23 protein-coding genes, 1 tRNA gene and 2 pseudogenes are annotated in these 25547 nt (G+C 39.5%); 5 read left to right on the top strand and 21 right to left on the bottom strand.

The genetic code is table 11. The annotated features are described in order from the left end of the window. Positions 1 to 13 precede the first annotated feature (13 nt). The 12 genes and pseudogenes from E2R31_RS04710 to E2R31_RS04660 form a co-directional block, all read right to left on the bottom strand. Positions 14 to 670 (bottom strand): DUF1868 domain-containing protein, encoded by a 657-nt coding sequence (locus tag E2R31_RS04710; protein WP_000793817.1) that lies wholly within the window; start codon positions 668 to 670, stop codon positions 14 to 16. Between the two features lie 142 nt (positions 671 to 812). Next, positions 813 to 1826: a UDP-glucose 4-epimerase GalE gene (gene galE, locus E2R31_RS04705; RefSeq protein WP_132973107.1), complete on the bottom strand. Its 1014-nt coding sequence runs from the start codon at positions 1824 to 1826 to the stop codon at positions 813 to 815. Between the two features lie 12 nt (positions 1827 to 1838). Continuing rightward, a complete protein-coding gene (gene galT / locus E2R31_RS04700; RefSeq protein WP_132973105.1) occupies positions 1839 to 3314 on the bottom strand; it encodes a UDP-glucose--hexose-1-phosphate uridylyltransferase in 1476 nt (491 codons plus the stop codon). A gap of 16 nt (positions 3315 to 3330) precedes the next feature. Next, positions 3331 to 3969 (bottom strand): phosphate signaling complex PhoU family protein, encoded by a 639-nt coding sequence (locus E2R31_RS04695; RefSeq protein WP_084942846.1) that lies wholly within the window; start codon positions 3967 to 3969, stop codon positions 3331 to 3333. A gap of 82 nt (positions 3970 to 4051) precedes the next feature. Next, on the bottom strand, positions 4052 to 4783 hold the full coding sequence (locus tag E2R31_RS04690) for a protein phosphatase 2C domain-containing protein (RefSeq protein ID WP_080976545.1): 732 nt from the start codon (positions 4781 to 4783) through the stop codon (positions 4052 to 4054). Then, a pseudogene (locus tag E2R31_RS04685) lies at positions 4770 to 6470 on the bottom strand (glycosyl hydrolase family 28-related protein); the annotation flags it as partial. The pseudogene E2R31_RS04685 and the gene E2R31_RS04690, both read right to left, overlap by 14 nt. Before the next feature lie 398 nt (positions 6471 to 6868). Beyond that, positions 6869 to 6998: pseudogene (locus E2R31_RS10140) on the bottom strand (YSIRK-type signal peptide-containing protein); the annotation flags it as partial. A 482-nt stretch (positions 6999 to 7480) separates the two neighbouring features. Beyond that, positions 7481 to 7552, bottom strand: a tRNA-Arg gene (locus tag E2R31_RS04680). A 42-nt stretch (positions 7553 to 7594) separates the two neighbouring features. Beyond that, a complete protein-coding gene (gene rplS, locus E2R31_RS04675) occupies positions 7595 to 7942 on the bottom strand; it encodes a 50S ribosomal protein L19 (protein ID WP_132973101.1) in 348 nt (115 codons plus the stop codon). A gap of 123 nt (positions 7943 to 8065) precedes the next feature. Beyond that, entirely contained in the window at positions 8066 to 9283 is a 1218-nt protein-coding gene (locus E2R31_RS04670) for a chloride channel protein (protein ID WP_132973099.1), read from the bottom strand. Continuing rightward, positions 9276 to 9548: a chorismate mutase gene (locus E2R31_RS04665; RefSeq protein WP_132973097.1), complete on the bottom strand. Its 273-nt coding sequence runs from the start codon at positions 9546 to 9548 to the stop codon at positions 9276 to 9278. Before E2R31_RS04665 ends, E2R31_RS04670 begins: the two co-directional genes overlap by 8 nt. A gap of 117 nt (positions 9549 to 9665) precedes the next feature. Beyond that, entirely contained in the window at positions 9666 to 10109 is a 444-nt protein-coding gene (locus E2R31_RS04660) for a flavodoxin (RefSeq protein WP_001162133.1), read from the bottom strand. Positions 10110 to 10212: 103 nt separating this feature from the next. Here E2R31_RS04660 and E2R31_RS04655 point away from each other — a divergent pair, with 103 nt between their 5' ends. Together E2R31_RS04655 and E2R31_RS04650 are read left to right on the top strand one after the other, a co-directional pair. Then, positions 10213 to 11148 carry a DHH family phosphoesterase gene (locus tag E2R31_RS04655; protein WP_132973095.1) on the top strand — a complete coding sequence of 312 codons (936 nt, stop codon included), beginning with the start codon at positions 10213 to 10215 and terminating at the stop codon, positions 11146 to 11148. Between the two features lie 95 nt (positions 11149 to 11243). Continuing rightward, entirely contained in the window at positions 11244 to 11486 is a 243-nt protein-coding gene (locus E2R31_RS04650; RefSeq protein WP_000710762.1) for a type B 50S ribosomal protein L31, read from the top strand. A gap of 121 nt (positions 11487 to 11607) precedes the next feature. Here the strand turns inward: E2R31_RS04650 and E2R31_RS04645 are convergent, their stop codons facing one another. The 7 genes from E2R31_RS04645 to E2R31_RS04615 all read right to left on the bottom strand — a co-directional run bounded on the left by E2R31_RS04645 (position 11608) and on the right by E2R31_RS04615 (position 20764). Then, positions 11608 to 12942 carry an Nramp family divalent metal transporter gene (locus E2R31_RS04645; RefSeq protein ID WP_132973093.1) on the bottom strand — a complete coding sequence of 445 codons (1335 nt, stop codon included), beginning with the start codon at positions 12940 to 12942 and terminating at the stop codon, positions 11608 to 11610. 221 nt (positions 12943 to 13163) lie between these two features. Beyond that, positions 13164 to 16340: a carbamoyl-phosphate synthase large subunit gene (gene carB / locus E2R31_RS04640; protein WP_132973091.1), complete on the bottom strand. Its 3177-nt coding sequence runs from the start codon at positions 16338 to 16340 to the stop codon at positions 13164 to 13166. 448 nt (positions 16341 to 16788) lie between these two features. After that, on the bottom strand, positions 16789 to 17868 hold the full coding sequence (locus E2R31_RS04635; protein ID WP_132973089.1) for a carbamoyl phosphate synthase small subunit: 1080 nt from the start codon (positions 17866 to 17868) through the stop codon (positions 16789 to 16791). 49 nt (positions 17869 to 17917) lie between these two features. Further along, positions 17918 to 18841, bottom strand: a complete 924-nt coding sequence (locus E2R31_RS04630; RefSeq protein WP_132973087.1) for an aspartate carbamoyltransferase catalytic subunit — start codon at positions 18839 to 18841, stop codon at positions 17918 to 17920. Positions 18842 to 18859: 18 nt separating this feature from the next. After that, on the bottom strand, positions 18860 to 19381 hold the full coding sequence (gene pyrR / locus E2R31_RS04625; protein ID WP_000850018.1) for a bifunctional pyr operon transcriptional regulator/uracil phosphoribosyltransferase PyrR: 522 nt from the start codon (positions 19379 to 19381) through the stop codon (positions 18860 to 18862). A gap of 210 nt (positions 19382 to 19591) precedes the next feature. Further along, entirely contained in the window at positions 19592 to 20221 is a 630-nt protein-coding gene (gene nth / locus E2R31_RS04620; RefSeq protein ID WP_000244436.1) for an endonuclease III, read from the bottom strand. Then, positions 20222 to 20764 carry a YceD family protein gene (locus E2R31_RS04615; RefSeq protein WP_132973085.1) on the bottom strand — a complete coding sequence of 181 codons (543 nt, stop codon included), beginning with the start codon at positions 20762 to 20764 and terminating at the stop codon, positions 20222 to 20224. It lies immediately after the preceding gene. 168 nt (positions 20765 to 20932) lie between these two features. On the opposite strand from E2R31_RS04615, the gene E2R31_RS04610 reads away from it, so the two are divergent. Both E2R31_RS04610 and E2R31_RS04605 read left to right on the top strand, forming a co-directional pair. Further along, the gene (locus tag E2R31_RS04610; RefSeq protein WP_125847178.1) at positions 20933 to 21262 is read left to right on the top strand and encodes a helicase BlpT; all 330 of its coding nucleotides are present in this window, start codon (positions 20933 to 20935) and stop codon (positions 21260 to 21262) included. 331 nt (positions 21263 to 21593) lie between these two features. Further along, the gene (locus tag E2R31_RS04605; RefSeq protein WP_132973083.1) at positions 21594 to 23153 is read left to right on the top strand and encodes an ATP-binding cassette domain-containing protein; all 1560 of its coding nucleotides are present in this window, start codon (positions 21594 to 21596) and stop codon (positions 23151 to 23153) included. Between the two features lie 45 nt (positions 23154 to 23198). On the opposite strand, the gene htpX is transcribed toward E2R31_RS04605, so the two are convergent. Next, the gene (htpX, locus tag E2R31_RS04600; protein WP_132973081.1) at positions 23199 to 24098 is read right to left on the bottom strand and encodes a zinc metalloprotease HtpX; all 900 of its coding nucleotides are present in this window, start codon (positions 24096 to 24098) and stop codon (positions 23199 to 23201) included. A gap of 1 nt (position 24099) precedes the next feature. Further along, a complete protein-coding gene (locus E2R31_RS04595) occupies positions 24100 to 24660 on the bottom strand; it encodes a LemA family protein (RefSeq protein ID WP_000219838.1) in 561 nt (186 codons plus the stop codon). A 93-nt stretch (positions 24661 to 24753) separates the two neighbouring features. On the opposite strand from E2R31_RS04595, the gene rsmG reads away from it, so the two are divergent. Next, positions 24754 to 25467: a 16S rRNA (guanine(527)-N(7))-methyltransferase RsmG gene (rsmG, locus tag E2R31_RS04590; protein WP_132973079.1), complete on the top strand. Its 714-nt coding sequence runs from the start codon at positions 24754 to 24756 to the stop codon at positions 25465 to 25467. Positions 25468 to 25547: the final 80 nt, after the last annotated feature.

Here is a 25547-nt window from a genome sequence, read left to right as displayed (position 1 = left end):
TTATAATTTTATTTTAAAATTTTTCACAATATGGAACAAAACGTCTCATATCTTCAAATACTGTGTAATCGATACGATTTACTGTAATGACAGGAATCTTTTCAAGCAGAACTTCCGTTAATTCCTTTTTCACTTTAGTAAACTCTTCATTTTCTTCTTCAGTTAATGGAACTCGAAGATATCCAATTGAGATATGGAATTGATAGCGATCATGATTAGGGAATCGAACACCTGCTTTTTCAGAAACATATGTTCTAATTTCTTCTAATCGTTTAGCTGATTTCTCATCGGCTGGTTCTACTAAAATGTTTTGATTTCCCATTTCAGTCACACGCATATGAATATCTTCGTTTAGCAATGGGAAAATTTCTAGTTGTTTTGCAAAGTAATCATGAATTTCTTGTAATGGCGTATCCAATGGTAGATGGCTACTCCAAAATTCTGGCTCACGATTTTCATGGCAAAGCAATTCAATTACAGTCATATGAATAGAATCTCTTGGAGTTAATGTGAATTTATCTATAAATGGTAACTCTCTATAGCGTGATTGAATGATATCAACAACTTCCATCAAATCTGAATTAGTATAAAGATTTGCTACAACTGTATTCCCCGGGAAATGATTAAATTCCCCGTTCTCTTTGAACTTAATTTTTGTTAAGTTTTTCATAAAAAGACCTTCTTTTTTATTTTTTGACATCGGTGTCATTCATGTTTATATTATACAATGTAATCGTTTACTTTGTCAAGCGCTTTCATTATTTTTTTTAATTTTTTTAATATATACATATTACAAGACTACTCGAACTTTTTTATTTATTGTATCCATTAGGATTTTTTGATTGCCAATTCCATGTATCTCTACACATGTCTTCGACCGTTTTTGTAGTCTTCCAATTTAATTCCTTATACGCCTTATCCGCATTTGCATAACAAGTCGCAACGTCTCCTGATCGTCTTGGAACAATTTTATAAGGAATTGGAACCTTATTGACACTTTCAAATGTATTTACAAGTTGTAATACACTTGTGCCTTCTCCTGAACCAAGGTTATAAATATAAACATCTGTTTTTTCAGATACTTTCTCTAAAGCTTTTATATGCCCTATCGCTAAATCCACTACATGGATATAATCGCGAACACCAGTACCATCTACCGTATCATAATCATCTCCAAAAACACTTAGCTCTGGTCGCTTACCTACCGCTACTTGTGCAATAAAAGGCATTAAGTTGTTAGGAATTCCTGATGGATCTTCTCCAATCAACCCCGACTCATGAGCACCAATCGGATTGAAATAACGAAGCAACGCAATACTCCACTCTGAATCTGCTACATGAACATCTTTTAAAATTTGTTCAAGCATCACTTTTGTGTACCCATACGGATTCGTTGCACTTGTCGGCATCGTCTCAATAAGGGGAGACTGATTGTGAACGCCGTATACAGTCGCACTCGATGAAAACACAATCTTTTTAACATTAAACTCTGACATCACTTCAACAAGAGCTAATGTGCTCATAATATTATTTTCGTAGTACATTACAGGCTTTTGCACGGATTCGCCGACAGCTTTGTATCCTGCAAAATGAATTGCAGCCTCAATAGATTCTTGTTCAAAAACTTTTCTCAATCCTTGTTTATCACAAACATCTAATTCGTAAAACGCAGGACGTTGCCCTGTAATTGCTTCAATACGATCTAATACTAAAATGCTTGAGTTTGAAAGGTTGTCGACAATAACGACTTCCTTACCTAAATTTAGTAATTCTACTACGGTATGGCTACCAATATAACCAGCTCCGCCTGTTACCAATATTGCCATTTTTACTTCCTCCTAATTAATTCCAACCGACTTAACAAATCTCATAAACGCTTCATGTCCAAACGGAGTATTCTTATAAACGCCAGCATCTTCGAGAACTCTCGCAAATACTTGCCCTACTTCATGTTGAACTACGCTATGAACCTCCTCCTCTTTAAGTCCAGGATATTTTTCTTTCAATTGAACGGCCCATTCTAAATGATAGTTTGCAATTGAATTTTTTTCTCCTAAAAGATATTTTTCAACTTCTTCTAACTCTGTTTTCAAACGAGGTGGTAAAATCGCAAGTCCCATCACTTCGATTAACCCGATATTTTCCTTTTTAATATGTTGTACATCTTGATGAGGGTGGTAAACACCATCTGGGTATTGTTTAGTAGTATGGTTATCTCTCAGAACAATATCCAATTCATATCTTCCATCCACTTTACGAGCAATAGGAGTCACCGTATGGTGTGGAATATCTTCAGTCTTAGCAATGATGTCTACTTCTAAATCTGAATATTCTCTCCAGATATTTAGAATTTTAGTAGCTAATTCTACCAAACGATTTTTATTTTCACCTTGTAGCCTAATCACTGACATCGGCCATTTTACAATACCTGCTTTAACATCCTCAAAGTCTTTAAAAAGAAATTCTCTCTCAAATTTTGCTTTTTCCATTGGGAAAATATGTTTTCCACCCTGGTAGTGATTATGACTAAGAATAGAACCTCCTGAGATAGGAAGATCAGAATTTGAACCAGCAAAATACCCTGGTAAAATATCAACAATCTCCAATAATTGTTCAAATGTTTTGGACGTAATAGCCATTGGTACATGTTGACTATTCAAGAATATCGCATGCTCATTAAAATATGAGTATGGGGAATACTGGAAACCCCATACTTCGTCTCCCAGTTCCAACCGAATAATTCTATGATTAGCACGTGCTGGATAATTTATTCTCCCCTGATAACCTTCATTTTCCATACAAAGTAAACATTTTGGATAATTAGATGACTTTACCAATTTCTCTGCCGCGATTGTTTTCGGATCTTTTTCCGGTTTTGATAAATTGATTGTAATTTCAAGTGAACCATAATTAGTTTCAGTATGAAAAGCTATATTTTTAGCGATAGCTGACAATTTAATATAGTCGCTATCTTTACTTAATTGATAGAACTCTTCAACTGCCTCCTGTGGCGAAACATCATATGAACTCCAAAAAATATCATTAAGGCGACTTGGCAATGGAACGATAAAATTCATCAGCTCTGCACCTAAACATTCCTTTGCCTCAGCTAAATCAGCAATTTTACCATTCTTTAAAGCTATTTCTACTAAATTGTCTTTTAATTTTTTAAGATCACTATCATTTGAAATCTTATCAGTTCCTTCTTCACCGATTAAAGCCAATATTCTATTTTTTATATATATTTGGTCCATCGATTTATAAAATCCATATTCAATAACTTTATTAGTAAAATTATCTACTATTGTCTGCATGTATACTCCTCTTTAACTATAATACTCCAATTTCCTGATAATCTAACCATTTATAAATAGATTGTGTTGTATGGGATATCTTATCAAGAATATTAATAACTTCTAAAAATACAATAGTTTCATCAACATTTGAGGATTCAATAAGAAAGTTCTCTACTACTTTGTCTCCTAGTTTTTGACATAGACCAGATATCAACTTACATTTTTTATTATAGTCATTTACGTCAGGTTCATAGTTTCTATTCTTATACCATGTTAGAGTTTTCTTTAAGTGATCCCCTAGAATAAAATGTATTTTTAGCATTTCATAAAATAATGGTCCCCATTCATGCATTGTATGAATATTTTTTAAATTCTTAACTATTTCAATGATTCGATCACCAATACGTTCAATATCTGTGGATAATTTTACTATAGTTATAATTTTTCTCAAATCAACAGAAACAGGATGTTGTAAACAGATGAGTTCAATACCTTTCATATCTATTGTAACAACTGCTTCATTAATAACTAAATCATTATCTATAATACTTTGTTTTTGAACTTCGGTTAAGTCATCAAATATCATTTCATATTTTTTTATTATAGAAATCCATATATCTTCTAGATTATTAGACAACTCAATAATTTCATTGTCAAAATGCTTTCTCAACATTATCTAACCTCAATAATCAATTGCACTATAAAGAACTCGTATAGATAACTGTCTTTATAGTTCATCATATGATGAAATTATTTTAAACATCAATTATCAAAATACTTGCATCATCTTTTTTACCATAAATAGGATCAATATTTGTAGATTCTTTTCTCATTTCAATTAACTCTCCAAAATTGTAGCCTGAATTTTGAGTATAAAAATCGTAAAAACCATCAGTCATTAAAACAATATGATTACTAGTTACTTCCAAACTACCATTGATAACATGATTTATACTACTTTTGTCTAGTGAACCTATCCAATATCCATCTGGTTTATTAGCTAGCTTCCTAATATTTTGTAATATAGTCTTTTTATCAACTTCATCATTAGATTTGATTGAAAATTTTCCTTGTTCAAAAAGGCAATCTACTCTATGGTCTGTAATAGTTTGATTGTTGACTATCATAACACAATCGCCAATCATTATGTATTCTAATTTTAAACCAGATAATTTCGCAAAAATAAAGGCAAAAGTTGGTAACTGGTAATAATCATCAAACTCACACTTATCTATCTCAATTATTTTTCTAACGTCATCCAAAACAAGTTCGAAAATTTTCTTCAATGATAACGAATCGTCACAATACTGCTTGAGACATTCAGAAATAAGGTGAGATACTTCTGAAACTGAATAACCTATAGAGTCTTTTGAATTAAATAAATCTGTTGCTCCATCTATGATCCAGAAATATTGATTTTTGTAATCTACGCTATCTTCGTTCTCTATAGCGCTACCTTGTATTGAGCATATTCTATCTATCTTCATAATGACGTTTAAAACTCCATTGTCCAAATAGAAGGCAAATTCCAATAATAGTTAAAAGCAACTCAACCATTTTATTTAATCCAGTTTTTGGTAATGCATGTTGATTATTTTTTGTCTTAACTACTTCACTAACATTAGTTACGTCATATTGTTTTTGTGAAATTTCTCCTGTTACTACATTACCTGAATCATGATTTGATTTTTCAATTTTATCATCTACACTATTTACTGAGTAATTATTCGCTAAATTATTTTTGTTTTCAGCTACAGGTTTTATTTCCTCTACATGCTTATCTGAGTGGTTGTCTGAGTGATTACCTGAATTTTGCGAAAAGATTTTATAACTTTCATTCTCAGTTATAATATTAAAATCACCGACACTATTATTTGTGTCTGAACTGGTCCCATTAAAATCAGTTTTAAGTAAAGAAACAGGATTTCCTGTTAAATTGGAAAGTTGGTTATTTAAGACAGTGATACTTCCAGCGGATTCTTCAATTACGATTCCGTCTTTACCTCCTGAAATGATATTATCAGACACTACCAAATTGTCGCTGACTCTTAACATTTCAATATTTGGCTGTTTAGTATTTTTCGAATTATTACGAATGATATTCTTTGTTATAGTAATATCAGTTACTTTTCCAAGATAATCTGCACTATCTTTTGCAACTCGTATTGCTTTAGTGTTAGAATCAGCAATATTAAATACATTTCCAGTAATAGTCACATGTTTATTCAAATCTAATATATCTTTAACATTTTTATAACTATAAGCATTAACTAAAGCAGCACCATTTTCACGATAGTGTACACTTTCCTCTTTAGTTTTCTTATCAAACCTATTTCCTTTTATTAAAATATCAGTAAATCCTGTAAAGCGAACACCCGCATACATCATATTATCAAAATGATTATTTAGAATTTTAATATTTGAAGGATTTTCAGTTGTTGCAGTTTGATAATGTGTCCCAATTGCAGTTACTAGTTCACCTGATTTTTCACTTTTACCAAAATAAGAATTTTGAATTGTTACATTTTCAGATTTTTGACCATTATCATTTAATGCATATGGAAAGCCTTTTCTGGTTAATGGCTCTATTTGAATAGACTCCTTACTGATGATCTGACCATCCTTCATAGTCTTAGGGAGAGCTTGTCCCAAAAACCGAGAGTTGTCTACTAGTACATTTTTTGAACCTGCAATTTGAATGGCATGTCCCTGATAGCTATCTTTAAAGGTTACATTACTTATTGTTACGTTTTTTGAATTTCCTATAGCAAAGGCTCCTGAAGAATTGATCAAAGGAAGATTCTTAGCTTTTGTCCTCTCTTCATTCAAAGCTCCGTTCATATCAATTGTTCCACCAGAGTAACTGATATCTTCGGTTGGTTCCCACTCAACTTGATCTCCATCATCAGTGAATAAACCTGTCATGAATACAATAGAAGGATGATTTTTGATATTGATACCATTTAATATTGTAGCTTTTTCATGTACTTCTAGGTGTGTATGACTTCTCAAAAAGACAATTTCTTTAACTAAATAAGTCCCTTCAGGAAAATATACTTTTCCTCCACCTAATCCTTTAGCAGCTGCATCTATTGTATCTTGAATTGCTTGTCTATCATCTGATACACCATCACCTACTGCACCATAATCTTTTACACTTAAAGCCGAAATTTCAGTCCCTTTTTCTAAAGCAGTGTTACTATCTCCCACTTCATTCCTATTAGAAGTATCTGCAACTTCGTTCTCAGAACTAACTGACTTTGAATAAGTAGTAATAAAATCAGTCAAACTGTCATGATTACTAGTTAAGGAACCTTCTAAACTTTTGATAGTTGAATTAGAAAGGGCACTATTAGAAACTAGCGGAGAATCTTTCATTTCATCTTCAAAAGATCCAGTATTTACCCCATCTTCTTTATATTCCTTATTAGATATCAAAGGAGAATCAACTTTACTATCGGTTAATTGTGAGGTAGAAGAGTCAATCCCAGTAGGATTGTCATGATTACTAGTTGAAGAACCTTCTATACTATTGATGGTCGAAGTATAAAGCTCATTCATAGATATTTGAGGAGCACTTGTAACTACTTCATCAGCAAAAACACTTTGTACCCCCAGGAATGAAACCGCTACCAAAACAGAGCACAATCCAACCTTAAGTTTCCGAATACTAAAAACCTCATTGTGAACAAAATGCTTCATAAAACACCTCCAAATTTTTTATTGTTTTTTTACTATCTATCACTAAATTTTTTTGTATCAGACAAAATGACACCGCTGTCATTATCCTTATCATATATTTTCTAAATAAAATTGTCAAGGGATAACACAATAAAATACAACATTTTTTTAAAGCGTAATCATATTTAAAACTTTATATCTGTTCTATAAACCAAAAATATTATTTAGTCTCTTCCAACATTTTTAAATGGACAGAACAATTTCATAGTGAAAATGATAAAATATTTTTTAATAACTCTTAATACTGTTTCACAAAAAATAGACCAATTTCTTGATCTACTTTACTTTATATTAATTTCTAAAAATTTAATTTTGGTCAAAATTTGGTCATGATTTGGTCAAAAAAACAAAAAATACTAAATTATTTTTAAAAATTAACTTGTGATGATTGCCTTAAAATAAACACTTTGCATATTCTTTGCTTTTCTTTGCATTACTTAAAATGCCCCCTGCAGGAATCGAACCTGCAACTACTCCTTAGGAGGGAGTTGTTATATCCATTGAACTAAGGGAGCTAGATAAAAACTCTGCTGAATAAGCAGAGTTTTTTAGTCGAATTAACGACGAATTTCTTTGATACGAGCTGCCTTACCTTGAAGTGCACGCAAGTAGTACAATTTCGCACGACGTACTTTACCGTAACGAACAACTTCAATCTTTTCAACACGTGGAGTGTGGATTGGGAAGATACGCTCAACACCTACACCGTTAGAGATTTTACGAACTGTGTAGTTTTCTGAGATGCCAGCACCTTTACGTGCGATAACAACACCTTCAAAAATCTGGATACGTTCACGGTTTCCTTCGACAACTTTCGCGTGTACACGAATAGTGTCACCAGGACGGAATGATGGAATATCTGTACGAAGTTGACCTTCAGTCAAGCTTTGGATTAATGGATTCATTTTATTCTCCTATCTTTGTCAATCTTGAGGAACCTTCCTCAGCGGATAAACTGTATTTTTGTGCGTCCATTACGCACAGAAACTATCATATCAGATATTTTCAGGTTTGTAAAGCTCTTTTCTCTACTTTTTTGCAACTTTTTGACCGGAATAAATGCTCCACTCTTTTGGCAGGCAATAGGCGATGGCACAGGCAATCACAAAGAAAGGAAGATTGCCATAGCCAAAGACTTCTCCTCCGATCAAGATCGGTGCGAACAAGGTTGTAGTCGCACTACCAAAGACACTGGCATAACCGATAGCAGCCACGACCAAGACTGGAAGCCCCAGTATAGGTGCGAGAAAAACGCCAAGCGTAGCTCCGATCGCAAAAAGCGGTGTCACTTCTCCTCCTTGGTATCCAGCAGAGATAGTCACCACGGTAAAGAGGAGCTTGAGGATCCAGTCATAAGGCTGCGCACTCCCCTGATGAAAGGCTACATCAATCAAATTGGTTCCGAGCCCACTATAAGAGCCGACCTTGGTCAGCTGAAGCGTCAAGAGGACCAAGCTGAGTCCAGCCCCTATGACAGCAATCCGGATATACGGATTAGGCAAGACTTGAGCGACTGTTTTTTTCAACCAAGAAAGGCTAACTGCAAAGAGCTTCCCAGCGAGGCCAAAAGCCAAGCCAAGAAGAGCAACTTTGATCAAGGTCTCTGGTGTCCAGCTCAACGTTTCCTTGAGTGGCACAGCAAATTTCTCCAAACCAAGAGCATGAGAGGTGAAGCTCGCCACGATCGAGGCGATGAGGGCTGGATAGAGGGCGATCAGCTGCAACTCCCCAACAGTTAGAACTTCAAGGGCAAAGAAGGTGGCAGCTAGAGACGTCTGAAAGAGCCCCGCAAAACCTGCTGCCATCCCGGTCATAAGAAAAATACGTGAAGCATCGGCTATCTTGATATGACGGACAATACGATGTGAAAGGGTTGCTCCAATCTGGACAGCTACGCCTTCCCGACCGACCGAACCACCAAAGAGGTGGCTCATCCAGGTCGTCAACATGATCAAAGGCACCAAGACCAAGGGGATTTCCTCCTCACGCGCGTGCCCAACATCAAAGACCAGGCCCATCCCTTTTGATGCCTTGCCTCCAAAACGTTTATAGAGATGAACGATGACAAGCCCTGCTAAAGCAAGGAAAAGAATCAAGGGCCAGTGCTGGCTTCGAACATCTCCGATCAGGAGAAGGCCTTGGCCAAAAATCACATCAATGGTACCGACCAAGAGACCGATGAAGAGGGCCATCCCTGTCAGCACTATATACTGTTTTGCTTTTTCCTTGATGGATAGACTAGTCACGCGCCCTGACCTCCTCTTGGTAAGTTCTAGAGTGTTTCATCATATCTTGAAACTGGGCTTGAATGGTCGTGCGATACTGCTCATCCATCACAAGAGAATCGACTTTTTCTAGCACTTCTCTTTCCCTTCCCTGGTCGAGCACAGGGAGTCCCTTTTGCTCCTTATATTCTACAATCTGACCGACACAAACCATCCGTTTTTCCAGCAAGGCTACAAGCTCTTGATCGATTTGATCAATTTCTTGCCGAATACTATTTAAATCCATAGTGCCTCCTCCTTTATTTGAATTATTGTATCAAAAAGCCATCAAATAGGCTAGTAAAATCCCAAAAAAACTAATAAAAAAACGCACTGACTTCTTCCAGTCAGCGCAGTTTGATTCTTATCCTACTTTTGCAGCCAATTCTTCTGCGAATTGTTCCAAACGTTCGATGTCTTCTTCTTCGGCAGAGAGGTCCACTTTAACACACTCTGAACCTTTTTCAGCTCCTGTCGCCACAAATACACGATCAAAGTCATCAACAGCCTTACAGAATTCGTCGTAGAAGGTATCTCCTGAACCGACCACTCCGTAGATTTTACCATTCAAGTTGAGGTCTGCTAGGTCTTCGTAGAAGTCCATCATCTCATCTGGCAATTCTCCATCACCATAAGTATAGGTCGCAACGATAGCGATGTCTGCTTCTAAGAAGTCTGAAGCGTCAACAGTTGTACACTCATCCACATCGACATCCAAGCCTAATTCACGCAATTTGTCTGCAACAATATCTGCAATTTCTTCGGTATTACCGGTCATACTGGCAAATACAATTTTTGCTAATGCCATATCGTCCTCCTCAATTTATCTTTCTCCATTATATCATATCTTTTTCATTTTAAAAATAAAAATTCTTGTGCTACAATGAAATGAGAAAGAATTGAGGTTGTTTATGGAAATTTGCCAGCAAATTTTAGAGAAAATCAAAGAATACGATACCATTATCATTCATCGTCATATGAAACCAGATCCAGATGCCTTAGGGAGTCAGGTAGGTTTAAAAGCTCTTCTCACACACCATTTTCCAGAAAAGACCATCAAAGCGGTCGGTTTTAATGAACCGACTTTGACTTGGATGGCGGAAATGGATACTGTCCAAGATAGTGACTACCAAGGAGCCCTTGCTATTATTTGTGATACAGCGAATCGTCCTCGTATCGATGATAAACGCTATGAACAAGCTGCTTTCACCATCAAAATCGATCACCATCCAAATGATGATATCTATGGTGACCTATCTTGGGTGGATACAAGTTCAAGCAGTGCCAGTGAGATGATTGCTCTATTTGCTCAAGAAAACCAACTAACTTTGTCTAGCGAAGCGGCACGACTTCTCTATGCAGGAATTGTCGGAGACACAGGGCGTTTTCTCTACCCGTCAACTAGTGCCCGTACCTTTAGAATAGCTGGCCAGCTCCGAGAAGTTGATTTTGACTTTGCTGGATTGTCTCGACAAATGGATACCATGAGCTTCAAGATTGCAAAACTGCAAGGGTATGTTTATGATCACTTAGAAGTTGATGAGAATGGGGCTGCACGCGTTCTGCTTACTCAAGACATCTTGGAAAAATATAAGGTTACGGATGCTGAAACAGCAGCGATTGTTGGAGCACCTGGTCGAATCGATACCGTTAAGGCTTGGGCTATCTTTGTTGAGCAAGCTGACGGTCACTTCCGTGTGCGTATGCGCAGTAAAATTACCCCTATCAATGAAATTGCCAAACAACACGACGGAGGAGGGCACCCATTAGCCAGTGGCGCCAATTCCTATAGTCTAGAAGAAAACGAAATCATCTACCAAAAATTAAAAAACTTGCTTAAAAACTGATAAAATACTTGCCAAACTTTTCAGAATCTGATAGACTAGTAAGGTAACAATCTATGGCTCGCAAAGAGACCATGGCAGAAAGGAAATATTGCAAAATGAAAAAAGATATCCATCCAGAATATCGCCCAGTTGTCTTCATGGACACAACTACTGGTTACAAATTCCTTAGCGGTTCAACAAAACGCTCTAACGAAACTGTTGAGTTCGAAGGCGAAACTTACCCATTGATCCGTGTGGAAATTTCATCAGACTCACACCCATTCTACACTGGACGTCAAAAGTTCACTCAAGCAGATGGACGTGTGGATCGTTTCAACAAAAAATACGGTCTCAAATAATCATAAAAAGAACAGTTACCACTGTTCTTTTTTTACTTCTTTTTATGTTTTTATGAACCAACCACTACTATTATCTCAATATCAAGCTTCAAGCTAGTGCCGAAAACTAATTTGAACAAGTTTAAAAAATATCAAAAAGAAGTTTGATATTGAGAATAGTTAAGATAATGGAAACTGCGTATCCTAGGATTGTGTTCCACTTGGCATTGGTGAATTCTCCCATCAGTGACTTTTTAGAGGTTAGATAAATCAAGGGGAAAATTGAAAACGGAAGAGCGATTGAAAGAAAGACCTGTGAATAGACCAATAACTGATCCAAGGTCTTTTCTTGATGTCCAAACAAGATGGCGACTATAATCACAGGGAGCAAGGCAAAAATACGGGTACCGATACGGATAAGCCACTGAGGCAATCTTAGATGTAAGAAACCTTCCATGACAATCTGTCCTGTCAAAGTGCCTGTAATGGTCGAATTTTGGCCACTTGCTAGGAGGGCTAGAGCAAATAAAGTTGACAGAGTTGAGCTGGCTATCGCTCCTGCTATCGTCGAATCCTGTAAAGCATTGTACATTTGGGAGAAAGCTGAAATTTCAGATGCGTGACCAAAAAAGAGAGAGGCCCCTAAAATGAGAAGCAAGGAATTGACAATAAAAGCTAGGGACAACTGAATATTTGAATCCCAAGTCATAAAACGCACGGCTTTCCGAACATCCTTCTTATCTTTGTGATTGATTTTCCTTGTTTGAGATAGGGATGAATGGAGATAGAGATTATGGGGCATGACTGTCGCTCCTACAATCCCTAGAGCCAAGGTCAATTGGCTTTCATGACCCGGCAATGGTGTTTCAAATAATGTTGGAGTCGGTAAATAACCACCAAAAATACCCTGAATACTTGGATTGGATAAGGCCACAAGATAGGTAAAGATGGCTAATATGGTTAAAATAAGGGTCGTAACAATAGCTTCAATTTTTTTGAAACCAAATTTCATCAACAACAACAAAAGAAACACATCTAAAACGGTTAAGAGGATAGCAATCATAATCGGTATTTTAAACAAAAGATTTAAGGCAATCGCTGAACCTAGAACCTCAGCCAAGTCTGTCGCCATTAAAGCTAATTCTAAAATCACCCACAAACTATAGCGAAGCCACTTGGGAGCATGATGAGCTGTGGCCTGCGCTAGGTCCATCCTAGTCACGATACCGAGCTTCCCAGCCATCTGTTGTAGCTGCATAGCAATGATGGATGAAATTAAAATAACAAATAAAAGGCTGTACTTGTAGGAGGCACCACCAACCACACTGGTGATCCAGTTTCCAGGATCCATGTAGCCAACTGCCACAAGTGCACCAGGTCCTAAGAATGCTTTTAGATTTTGCCAAAAATGATTGTTATTTGGAGTCTCAATAGATTGATTGATCTCAGAAAGAGAGACTTTTTCATAAGAGGACATAGGGATTTCCCACTTTCTAATCTGTCTTTACATATTTCTTAATAGAATATTTTTTTGAAAGAATGGTGAAAATAGTTTACCTATTTCCAATTCACCCTTATTATATCACATTTTAGAATGATTCCTAAGAAAACAAATGATAGTTGAAATAGACAATATCAGTATTGTAAAAGCCAGCGTTTTTTGACGCTGGCTTTAAAACTGTGAAAAATATTTCTCAACTAGATCGCTTCTGTAACAAAACTACGACTTTCTAGCACCTTGAGCATGGCATCTGCTGTGTCTAGGGCTGTAAAGAGTGGCACACCGTGTTCAATGGCTGAACGGCGGATTTGCTCACCATCTTCGTCGGCAGTTCGTTTGGTTCCGACAGTATTGATGATAGCTTGAATTTTCCCTTTGCGGACAAAACTTGGGATATCCTTCTCATCATCACCAATCTTACCAACAGGCTGGGCATGCAGTCCATGACTAGCAAAGAAGGCTGCAGTTCCTTCTGTCGCGAGAATACCGTAACCGATATTTTGGAAACGGCGAGCCAAGTCCAAGGCCTCATCTTTGGCATCATCTGCAATGGTAAATACAACGTTACCAAAGGTTGGCAGGTGTAAGTAAGAAGCTTCGAAAGCTTTATAGAGAGCTTTTTCAAGAGTTGTATCAGATCCCATAACTTCCCCTGTCGACTTCATTTCAGGACCGAGCAAGCTATCTACCTTAGCTAACTTGGTGAAGGAGAAGACTGGAGCCTTGATATGAACACGAGTGCTTTCAGGGTAAAGTCCATCTTGGTAACCAAGTTCTGATAAACTTTGTCCAAGAATGAGCTTAGTTGCTACCTGCGCCATAGGAATATTGGTTACTTTTGAAAGGAATGGAACCGTACGGCTGGCACGTGGATTAACCTCAATAACATAGACTTTTTCATCCTTGATGACAAACTGGATGTTCATCATGCCAAGGCAGTTAAGACCAATTGCTAGGCGTTTGGTGTAGTCTGCGATGGTTTCCTGAACCTTTTGCGACAAGGTTTGTGGTGGATAAACGGCCATTGAGTCACCTGAGTGGACACCAGCACGTTCTATATGTTCCATGATACCAGGGATAAGGACATTTTCTCCGTCTGAAATGGCATCAACTTCACACTCTTGCCCAACAATGTAAGAGTCCACAAGAACTGGGTGGTCTGGACTAGCCTTAACAGCGGTACGCATGTAAGAACGGAGGTCTTCTTCGTTTTCAACGATTTCCATGGCACGTCCACCCAAAACATAAGATGGGCGAACGAGGACTGGGAAACCAATCTTACGAGCAGCAAGCACTGCTTCTTCTTCATTGGTAGCTGTTTGACCTGGTGGCTGTGGAATATCCAAGTCTTTAAGGGCTTGTTCGAAGAGGTCACGGTCTTCGGCACGGTCTAAGTCAGCGACTTGCGTTCCCAAAATGGTCACACCTGCTTTTGCCAATGGCTCCGCAAGGTTGATAGCTGTTTGACCACCAAACTGAACAATAACGCCTTTTGGTTGCTCCAAGTCGATAACATTCATAACATCTTCGAAGGTCAACGGTTCAAAGTAGAGCTTGTCAGATACCGAGAAGTCTGTAGAAACGGTTTCTGGGTTTGAGTTCATGATAATGGCTTCATAGCCAGCAGCCTGAATAGCCTTAACTGAATGAACAGTTGCGTAGTCAAACTCAACCCCTTGCCCGATACGGATTGGACCAGAACCTAGGACAAGTACAGATTCCTTATCAGACTTGATAGACTCATTTTCCCAACCATAGGTTGAATAGAAGTATGGTGTTTCTGATTCAAATTCTGCGGCACAAGTATCTACCATCTTATAAACTGGAACAATCTTGTTTTCCAAGCGAATTTGACGAACTTGATCAGCTGTCGTTTCCCAGAGTTCAGCGATTTTACGGTCTGAGAATCCGTTGAGTTTAGCTGTTTTCAAAACTTCTAGATCTCGTGGATGGGCACCCAATTCTTGCTCGATTTCAAAGATATGCAAGAGTTTATCAAGATAAAAGATATCAATCTTGGTCAATTCAGCAATTTCTTCTGGTGTGTAACCACGGCGAATGGCTTCTGAAACGTAGAAGAGGCGGTCATCTTGGGCTTTGACAACCTTTTCAATCAAAGCATCATCTGAAACCGCTGCAAGCTCAGGCATTTCATTGTGGTGGACACCAATTTCAAGGGAGCGGCAGGCCTTAAGGAGAGATTCTTCAATGTTTCGACCAATCGCCATGACTTCTCCAGTTGCCTTCATCTGGGTACCGAGACGACGTTCACCTTTTTCAAACTTATCAAACGGGAAACGTGGAATCTTGGCAACCACATAGTCAAGGGCAGGCTCAAACATGGCGTAGGTTGAGCCCGTAACTGGGTTGATAACCTCATCTAGAGTCAAGCCTACTGCAATCTTAGCAGCCAACTTAGCAATCGGATACCCTGTCGCCTTAGATGCAAGGGCAGAAGAACGCGATACACGAGGGTTTACTTCGATAACATAGTACTTAAAGCTGTGGGGATCAAGAGCTAGCTGAACATTACATCCGCCTTCAATCTTGAGGGCACGAATGATGCTCAAGCTGGCATCACGAAGCATTTGGTTCTCATAGTCTGACATGGTTTGCGCAGGGGCAAATACAATGGAATCCCCTGTATGAATCCCAACTGGGTCAAAGTTTTCCATGTTACAAACAACGAGGGCATTATCAGCTGAGTCGCGCATGACTTCGTATTCGATTTCCTTGAAACCTGCAATGGAACGCTCAATCAAACATTGGGTAACAGGCGACAACTTCAACCCATTTTCAGCGATTTCACGCAATTCTTCCTCGTTGGCACACATACCACCACCAGTACCACCTAGAGTAAAGGCTGGACGGACAATGACTGGATAGCCGATTGATGCCGCAAAAGCAACAGCTCCTTCCACTGTGTTGACAATTTCAGATTCTGGGATTGGTTGCTCAAGCTCTTCCATCAATTGTTTAAAGAGGTCACGGTCCTCAGCTTGGTCAATAGCAGATAATTTAGTTCCCAGAAGCTCTACTCCAAGCTCATCTAAGATGCCATTTTTAGACAATTCCATAGCCATGTTCAGACCCGTCTGACCACCGAGAGTAGGCAGCAAGGCATCTGGACGTTCCTTACGGAGAATACGTGTCACAAATTCAAGTGTGATTGGTTCAATATAAACCTTGTCAGCAATCTCCTTGTCCGTCATGATGGTTGCAGGGTTTGAGTTCACCAAAACAACCTCATAGCCTTCCTCTTTCAAAGACAAGCAGGCCTGGGTCCCAGCGTAGTCAAACTCAGCAGCCTGACCAATAATAATCGGACCAGAACCAATCACCATAATTTTTTGAATATCAGTACGTTTAGGCATTTATAAGATATTAAGGGCGTCAAGCGGACAAATCTAAAATAGGAGTTATGACGAAGAACTGTCAGTTCTAGGAATAACTATCTTTTTAGCACCGTCCGTAGCCCGTATTCATTTCAGCAAATACGGACCACCCTTCTCCTTTCTATTTGGCAACTCTCTGGTTGCCATTAAATAAATTCTCCGACGATTTTTTAGAGAAACGATATTTTTCGATAAAAAATCTAGTGCAGGGAGTTTTTAGTTCGCCCAATAGCGACTAAAAGAAACGACCTGTCTTTCTATTCGTCGCCTCACAGGGCGACATTAAATAAGATACAAAGGACGAATAGAAAGCGATTGAATTTTAGGAAACCAAGGAAGGATTGACAATCCAAGTTGGTTTCTCTAAATTCCGAGCTTTCCGTCCGTGTTCAGTTACATAAATTCTTCGACGAGCTTTTACTCGTTCTTAGTTTGATTGTTTAAAAGCTTCCATCATCTCGATAAATTCATCAAAGAGGTAGCTAGCGTCGTGTGGACCAGGAGCTGCATCTGGGTGGAATTGAACAGAGAAACCTGGTTGGTATCTGTGGCGAACTCCTTCAACTGACTTGTCATTAATTTCTTCGTGGGTAATGATCAGGTGCTCTGGCAAGTCCTCACGGCTGACTGCATAACCATGGTTCTGGCTAGTAAAGTCTACGCGTCCTGTTGCAATTTCACGTACCGCGTGGTTAAATCCTCGGTGACCAAATTTCATCTTGTAGGTCTTAGCACCGTTTGCCATAGCAAAGAGTTGGTGTCCCATACAAATTCCGAAAATTGGAATTTTCCCTTGCACACCACGAATCATGTCCAGTGCTTCTGGAACGTCTTCTGGGTTACCTGGACCATTTGACAACATAACTCCATCAGGATTGAGGTGGAGAATTTCTTCTGCCATTGTTGAATACGGAACGACGGTCACGTTACAGTTACGCTTAGAAAGTTCACGTAAGATTGAGTGCTTGAGACCAAAGTCTACTAAGACCACACTCAAACCAACTCCAGGAGCTGGATAGGAAGTTTTAGTAGAAACCTGCTTGATATTATCTGTAGGCAAGACTGTTGCTTGGAGCTGGTCCGTCACATGGTCCATGCTGTCCCCAACGTGAGTCAAGGTTGCACGCATGGTACCATGCTTACGGATAATCTTGGTAAGTGCACGCGTATCAATCCCTGAAATACCTGGAATTTTCTTAGCTTTCAAAAATTCATCCAAGGTCATTTGATTCCGCCAGTTGCTAGCTCTACGTGCCTCTTCAAAAACGACAACTCCTTTACAAGTTGGAATGATGGATTCGTAATCATCACGGTTAATTCCATAATTTCCCACCAAAGGATAAGTGAAAGTCAAGATTTGTCCATTATAAGACTGGTCTGTAATGGATTCTTGGTAACCGGTCATCCCTGTATTAAAGACGATTTCGCCTGTAACATCAATATCTGCTCCAAAGGCCTTGCCTTCAAAAACTGTGCCATCTTCTAATACTAGAAGTCTTTTTGTCATATTTTCACCTCTCGTGGACGCTCACTGGCGTCTTTTAACGTCTTGTGTTTTAGTTGGCGTTTCTACTCGCCAGTACGGATTCTAAGATTGCCATTCGAACAAAGACACCATTGGTCATTTGTTGGACAATGCGTGATTTTGGCGCTTCAACCAAGTGGTCAGCAATTTCCACATCTCGATTCACTGGAGCCGGATGCATAATGATTGCTGTTTCTTTTAAGCGATTATAGCGCTCTTGGTTCAAGCCGTGTTGAGCATGGTAGTCTTCTTTTGAAAAAACGGCTCCACTTTCATGGCGTTCATGTTGAACGCGGAGCAACATCAAAACATCCACCTGATCAACAATCTCATCAATAGTTACAAACTGTCCATAGTCCGCAAACTCTTGACTTCTCCATTCCTCAGGACCTGCAAAGTAAAGTTCAGCTCCCAAGCGTTTCAAAATCTGCATATTAGACTTGGCAACACGTGAGTGGTCCAAGTCACCTGCAATAGAAACCTTGAGACCCTCAAAGTGACCAAACTCCTCATAAATGGTCATCAAATCAAGCAAGCTCTGACTAGGATGTTGTCCCGAACCATCTCCACCATTGATAATGGAAGTTGTAATCGACGGACTCGCAATCAACTCTCTGTAGTAGTCAACCTCTGGGTGGCGAATCACACAGACATCCACCCCTAGAGCAGATAGAGTCAAAATGGTGTCATAAAGTGTCTCACCCTTATTGACCGAGCTAGTCTTCACATCAAAGTCCAGTCTCTCCAAGCCTAGCTTAATCTCTGCCACTTCAAAAGACTTATGTGTTCGGGTAGAATCCTCAAAGAAGAGATTCGATACGATAGGTTTGTTCTCGTAGGGAAGTTGGGCTCCGTTTTTAAACTCAATCCCTCGTTTGATCAATTTCATCACTTGATCAACTGTAAGGTCTTCCATGGAAACCACATGGTTCAATGCTTGTTGATTTTCTGACATGGCTACTCCTTCAGCTTTCTAAGCTTCTTCAGTAATCAGAACTCTGTCTTGGCCATCAAGTTCTGTCATCTCTACGATGATTTCTTCAGAACGACTGGTTGGGATATTTTTCCCAACGTAATCTGGACGGATAGGCAATTCTCTATGTCCACGGTCAACTAGCACCGCAAGACTCACGCGCGCAGGACGACCATGGCCGACAATGTTATCAATAGCGGCGCGGATGGTACGGCCTGTATAGAGTACATCATCTACCAAGATAACTTCACGGTCTGTCACATCAACAGAAATCAAAGAAGTATCTTCCCCGCTTTTAACATCATCACGGAAAGGCTTGGTGTCCAGTTCCACAACAGGAACAGTGATGTTTTCCAACTGCTCCAAGCGTTCTTTGATACGATGAGCGATGAAAACACCACGCGTTTTTATCCCCGCTAGGATAATTTTATTCAAATCTTTATTGCGCTCAATAATCTCATAAGTAATTCGCGTAATCGCTCGTTTGACAGTCAATTCGTCTACAACTTCTTTTGTCTTCATTACAAACCTCCAAAAAGAAAAGTCTCCTTCTACAAGGAGACTTGAAATGTATAGCCAAGCGAGCCCTACTGTATACAGTATAGACTTCACCCTTCTACTTTATCGCGCTCCTTGCCTGCCTCACGGGACAGGTTTAAAGGACTATTTAGTTACCATTTACTATAGCACAAAGCACCCTTAAAATCAAGCAAAAACTTTTTCAGAGTCCCCTTAAACATTACTAAAATCATATAATTGTGGATAGTGATCGCATTCTGGGTTCTTTGGGTGACAGATAGCTCGTCCAAAGTAAATCATGGCTTGATGGGCTGCCAACCATTTCTCTGGAGGCAGAATATCCATGACACGTTTTTCTACTTCGAGGGGTGTGGCCGATTTTTTAACAATATCATGGTGTTTGCAGATACGCTCAACATGGGTATCTACTGCAAAGGCTGGGATTCCAAACCCCACACTCATAACTACATTTGCTGTTTTACGACCTACACCAGCTAGACTTTCTAATTCCTCACGAGTCTGAGGAACCTGGCCATCAAAATCGTCTAGTAACTGTTGGGCACATTTTTTGAGAAACTTGGCCTTATTTCGATAAAGTCCCAGACGAGAAATGTGTGAAGCAATTTCACTTTCAGTCGCTACGGACATAGCTTGTGGCGTTGGAAAGGCAGCAAAGAGACCTGGTGTGGCCTTATTTACCGCTGCATCTGTAGTCTGAGCTGACAACATCACCGCAACCAGTAGTTCAAAATGATTGGTAAAATCAAGGCTAGGTTTAGCATCTGGGAAGAGGGCAATGATTTCCTCAATGACATGACGGGCACGTTTCTTGGATAAAACCATCTACTCGTCTCCATCAAACAGTCCTTGTAAGCCAGCAAATGGACTGTTTTCTTCTTTCTTGACTGCTTGTTGAGCCTGGTATTCATCTTCAGTCATGATTTGCCAGTCATTTCCAGACACAAAACCTTGACCAGCTTCTTCTTCTGCTGTTAAGACCTTGATTGGAATGTTTAGCAAGATATTATCGGAAACGCTCTCAGCAAGGTCGATTTCCCCATTTTCGATAGGCAAGACCAAGTCATCATCTAGAACTTCCTGGTCCAGTTGGTTGGTCGCTCCTTCCATGAAAACTTCTGTCACTGGATATAACTCAGCCAACTCAACTGGCTCCATACTGCGGCTGGAAGCAAGAACAATGGTATATGACAACTGATAGTCTAAGAAATACAGACGGTCTTCATACTGCACCTTTCCCACTGCAAGGATATCTTTGACATCTAAAATTTCTTGATTCCGTTTACGCAAGTCTGCTGCCAGGTCTAAAACTTGTTCAAAATGCAGGCCTTCAGGCTGCTTACGAATTTCTTGAATATTTAACTTCATATTTCCTCCATAAAGATGTACTCACTTGATTATACCATGAAAAGGCTATAAGTCAGCTTCCCAAACTTTGATATTAAAATCTCATTTTTTAACATATTTACTATGACAAACTTTCCTATTAGTGCTATACTATAGGCAAGAATACATCAGAGCAAGGAGGATGCTCATATGGAAGACAAAGCCCTGATTAACGAAGCTTACCAACTCCTATCCGAGTTAAATAAAAGCTACCAAAGCTGCAAACAAGGAACAGCCGATGATTTCCGTCTACAAGAACTGCTAAACAGCACTCTCAAGGAACTTAAAAAAGCTGAAACGGTTAACAACAGTATCTTAATTGACCTTGAGAAATTTTACCAACGTACCAGTCTACTGATCGGACTGGGGAGCCTAAAACTAAACGACCCAGCACGCACCGCTTGGCGTAACTATGACAAGTTCCATTACGAGCACGTCAAACACGTACTGACTCTCTATGGACCTGTTTTTGGTTTTTAGAGCTTGGAATTTCCAGTTTTCTGTTGACAAAATTTCCTTAAAGGTATAGGATAGAGGTACTAATACTCGGAGGTAAGGGAGACATGAACAACTAATCTATCAAATAAAGAATCTTTATTTAGTAGATCTTGTTTTTGTCTCTTTTTGTGTGCTCTTTTTGTACTGGATTTTCTGGTACTTTATCCTCATTAAAAATCAAAAAACTAGAAAGCTATGCTCCTCTTGGGTTGGGTTAGGCAGCTCCAAGCTAGTTTGACGAGCTTTTCAACGAGGATAATAGAGTTTTTGACAGTGACTTTAGGCTCTACTAGGTAAAGTAGAGCTTTTTGTTATGCACTATCGACATTCTAGAAAGGGCAACAATATGATAAAAATCAATCATCTAACTATCACGCAAAACAAAGATTTACGAGACCTTGTATCTGACTTAAGCATGACTATCCAAGACGGGGAAAAGGTTGCTATTATTGGTGAAGAAGGAAATGGTAAATCGACTTTACTACGAGATTTAATGGGGGAAGCATTACCTGATTTCACTATCAAGGGAGACATCCAGTCTAACCTTCAGTCACTGGCTTACATTCCTCAAAAGTTACCTGAGGAGCTAAAAAATAGAACTCTACACGATTACTTCTTTTTAGAGTCTACTGATTTAGACTACAGTATCCTCTATCGTTTGGCTGAGGAGTTACATTTTGATAGTGATCGCTTCGCTAGTGAGCAAAAGATTGGCAGTCTATCAGGGGGCGAAGCTTTGAAAATTCAACTCATCCATGAATTAGCCAAACCCTTTGAGATTCTATTTTTAGATGAACCTTCAAATGACCTAGACCTTGAGACGGTTGATTGGCTAAAAAGGCAGATACAAAAGATTAGGCAAACTGTTATTTTCATTTCCCATGATGAAGACTTTCTTTCTCAAACGGCTGATACTATTGTCCACTTGCGACTGGTCAAGCATCGGAAAGAAGCGGAAACGCTAGTCGAGCATTTAGACTATGATCGCTATAGTGAGCAGAGAAAGGCTAGTTTTGCCAGACAAAGTCAGCAAGCTGCTAACGACCAGAGAGCCTATGACAAAACCATGGAAAAACATCGCCGAGTTAAGCAAAATGTAGAAACTGCACTTCGAGCAACCAAAGACAGTACTGCCGGTCGCCTATTGGCTAAAAAGATGAAAACTGTTCTCTCTCAAGAAAAACGCTACGAAAAGGCAGCTCAGTCCATGGCACAAAAGCCACTTGAAGAGGAACAAATCCAACTTTTCTTCTCAGATATCCAACCATTAGCGGCTTCTAAAGTCTTAGTTCAACTGGAAAAGGAAAATTTGTCCATTGGCCAGCGCATTTTAGCTCAGGAGTTACGACTAACGGTCCGTGGCCAAGATAAAATCGGTATCATCGGGCCAAATGGTGTTGGGAAATCGACTCTGCTAGCCAAGTTGCAGCAACTACTTAGCGCCAAAAGAGAAATTTCGCTTGGTTTTATGCCACAAGATTACCATAAAAAACTGCAATTGGAGATGTCACCAGTAGCCTATCTCAGCCAAACTGGACAAAAAGAGGAACTACAGAAAATCCAATCTCACCTAGCTAGTCTCAATTTCAGCTATCCAGAGATGCAGCACCAAATCTGTTCCTTATCTGGCGGGCAACAAGGTAAACTGCTTCTTTTGGAATTAGTCCTGCGCAAACCAAACTTTCTTCTTCTAGATGAGCCTACACGTAATTTTTCTCCCACTTCTCAACCCGAAATAAGAAAACTCTTTGCCTCTTATCCCGGCGGTCTGATCACTGTTTCGCATGACAGACGCTTCTTAAAAGAGGTCTGTACGAGTCTCTATCGTTTGACAGAAAATGGTTTGGAAGTCGTCGCTTTACAAGATTTATAAATGTTGAACATAGCAAAAATCCAGAGAAATCTCTCTGGATTTTGTTTACATTTGTTTCAAGCGTTCGATTCGTTCTGAGATAGGTGGGTGGGTATAAAAAAGTTTTTGAAGTCCCCCACCTTTCTTAGGATCATTGATATAAAGAGCGCTGCTAGCATCGTCAACATGGTGATGCATCGGCTCGCTATTGTCCAATTTACGCAAGGCATTAATCATCCCTTGAGGATTGCGAGTCAGCTCCACACTGGATGCATCCGCCAGAAATTCCCTCTGACGGGAAATGGCTAATTGCACCAAGGTTGCAGCGAGAGGTGCCAGAACAATGGCTAAGAGAGAGATGACAAGCATGATAATCTCTAAACCATTTCCATCACGATCGTCGTCACTTCGTCTGTGACCTGCACCACCCCACCACATCATCCGTCCTGCCATACTAGACAGAAGGGTAATAGCACTGGCAAGGGCAACAGCAATAGTCGAAATGCGGATATCGTAGTTTCGGATATGACTGACCTCATGGCCCATAACAGCTTCTAGCTCCTCACGGTTCATGATAGCCAGAAGACCCGAAGTGGCTGCGACTGCTGCATTCTGCGGGTTGGAACCTGTTGCAAAGGCATTTAAAGAAGAATCCTCAATGATGAAAACACGTGGCATGGGAATCTGAGCGACCATGGCCATATCTTCTACTACATGGTAGAGGGCTGGTGCCGTTTGCTCATCAACCTCACGCGCCCCATTCATGGACATGACAATCTCTGTTGATTGAAAGATCATGGTCAGAGCGTAGATAAGACCTATAATCAAGGCAATAATCATGCCTCCAAGACCTGAACGCATAAAGAGATAGCCAACCGCATAACCAACCAAGGCCAAGAGTAGGAAGAAAACCAGCAACAAAATCCAAGTTTTTCGTTTATTGCTCGCAATTTGATCAAACAACATCTTAGTCACCTAAACCGCTAAAGTCAACTTTAGGAACTGCCTTTTCCTCTTCAGGTGTTTGAAGGAAGTCTGCAGCTTTAAAGCCAAATAGTCCCGCGATGATGTTACTTGGGAAGCTTTCAAGTTTTACATTGTAGTTGCTGACAACACTGTTGTAGAGTTGGCGAGAATATGAAATTTTATTTTCTGTATTGGTCAACTCTTCTTGTAATTTGATAAAGTTAGCACTAGCTTTCAAGTCTGGGTAATTCTCTGCTACTGCAAAGATACCAGAAATCTGGCGAGTAAGGGCATCACTGGCCTTCATAGCTTCAGCTGGTGACGTTGCTGCGGCTACTTGTCTACGAAGTTCTGTTACTTTTTCCAAGGTAGAACCTTCATATTTCGCATAGCCTTTGACTGTTTCAATCAAGTTTGGGAGGAGATCATTACGACGCTTCAACTGAACATCGATCTGGCTCCAAGCCTCCTTGGTCTGCATACGATTTTTAACCAAACCGTTATAGCTAACAATCACAAAAATAACAATCAGAGCCAAAACTCCAAGAATAATCCAAGTCATAATCTTATTCCTTTCTGCTTTTAGATTACTACCAGTATATCAAAATTTTAATGAATATGGTAAAATAAGATGATACTAGAGAAGGAAACTACTATGAAACCAGAAACATTTTACAGCCTACTAGCTGAGCAAAATCTTCCACTTTCTGACCAGCAAAAGAACCAATTTGAACGTTATTTTGAACTCTTGGTCGAGTGGAATGAAAAGATTAATTTGACCGCTATTACAGACAAGGAAGAAGTTTATCTCAAACATTTTTATGATTCGATTGCTCCCATCCTGCAGGGTTTGATTCCCAATGAAAATATCAAACTTCTTGATATCGGGGCTGGGGCTGGATTTCCTAGTCTTCCTATGAAAATCCTCTATCCTCAGCTAGATGTGACCATCATTGATTCGCTCAATAAGCGCATCAACTTCCTTCAGCTTTTGGCTCAGGAGTTGGATTTGGATGGCGTTCACTTCTACCATGGACGCGCTGAAGACTTTGCCCAAGACAAGAACTTCCGTGCCCAGTTTGATATGGTGACGGCTCGCGCGGTTGCTCGAATGCAGGTCTTGTCTGAACTGACCATTCCCTATCTTAAAGTTGGTGGAAAACTACTGGCTCTCAAGGCCAGCAATGCCCCCGAGGAATTGCTAGAAGCCAAGAATGCCCTCAACCTCCTCTTTAGTAAGGTAGAGGACAACCTCAGCTATGCCCTACCAAATGGAGATTCGCGCTATATCACTGTCGTCGAAAAGAAAAAGGAAACCCCAAACAAATATCCACGTAAGGCTGGCATGCCCAACAAACGCCCGCTTTAATCCTATCAATAGCGCGCCCTTGTTTAAAGTTGAGTAAAAATGATTTACAAAATCAACCTCGCTCTTGCATTTCTGGGCTC

The sequence above is a fragment of the Streptococcus downii genome, from assembly GCF_004353325.1.
GTDB classification, from domain to species: Bacteria; Bacillota; Bacilli; order Lactobacillales; family Streptococcaceae; genus Streptococcus; species Streptococcus downii.
This window is presented reverse-complemented; position numbering and strand designations above follow the sequence as displayed.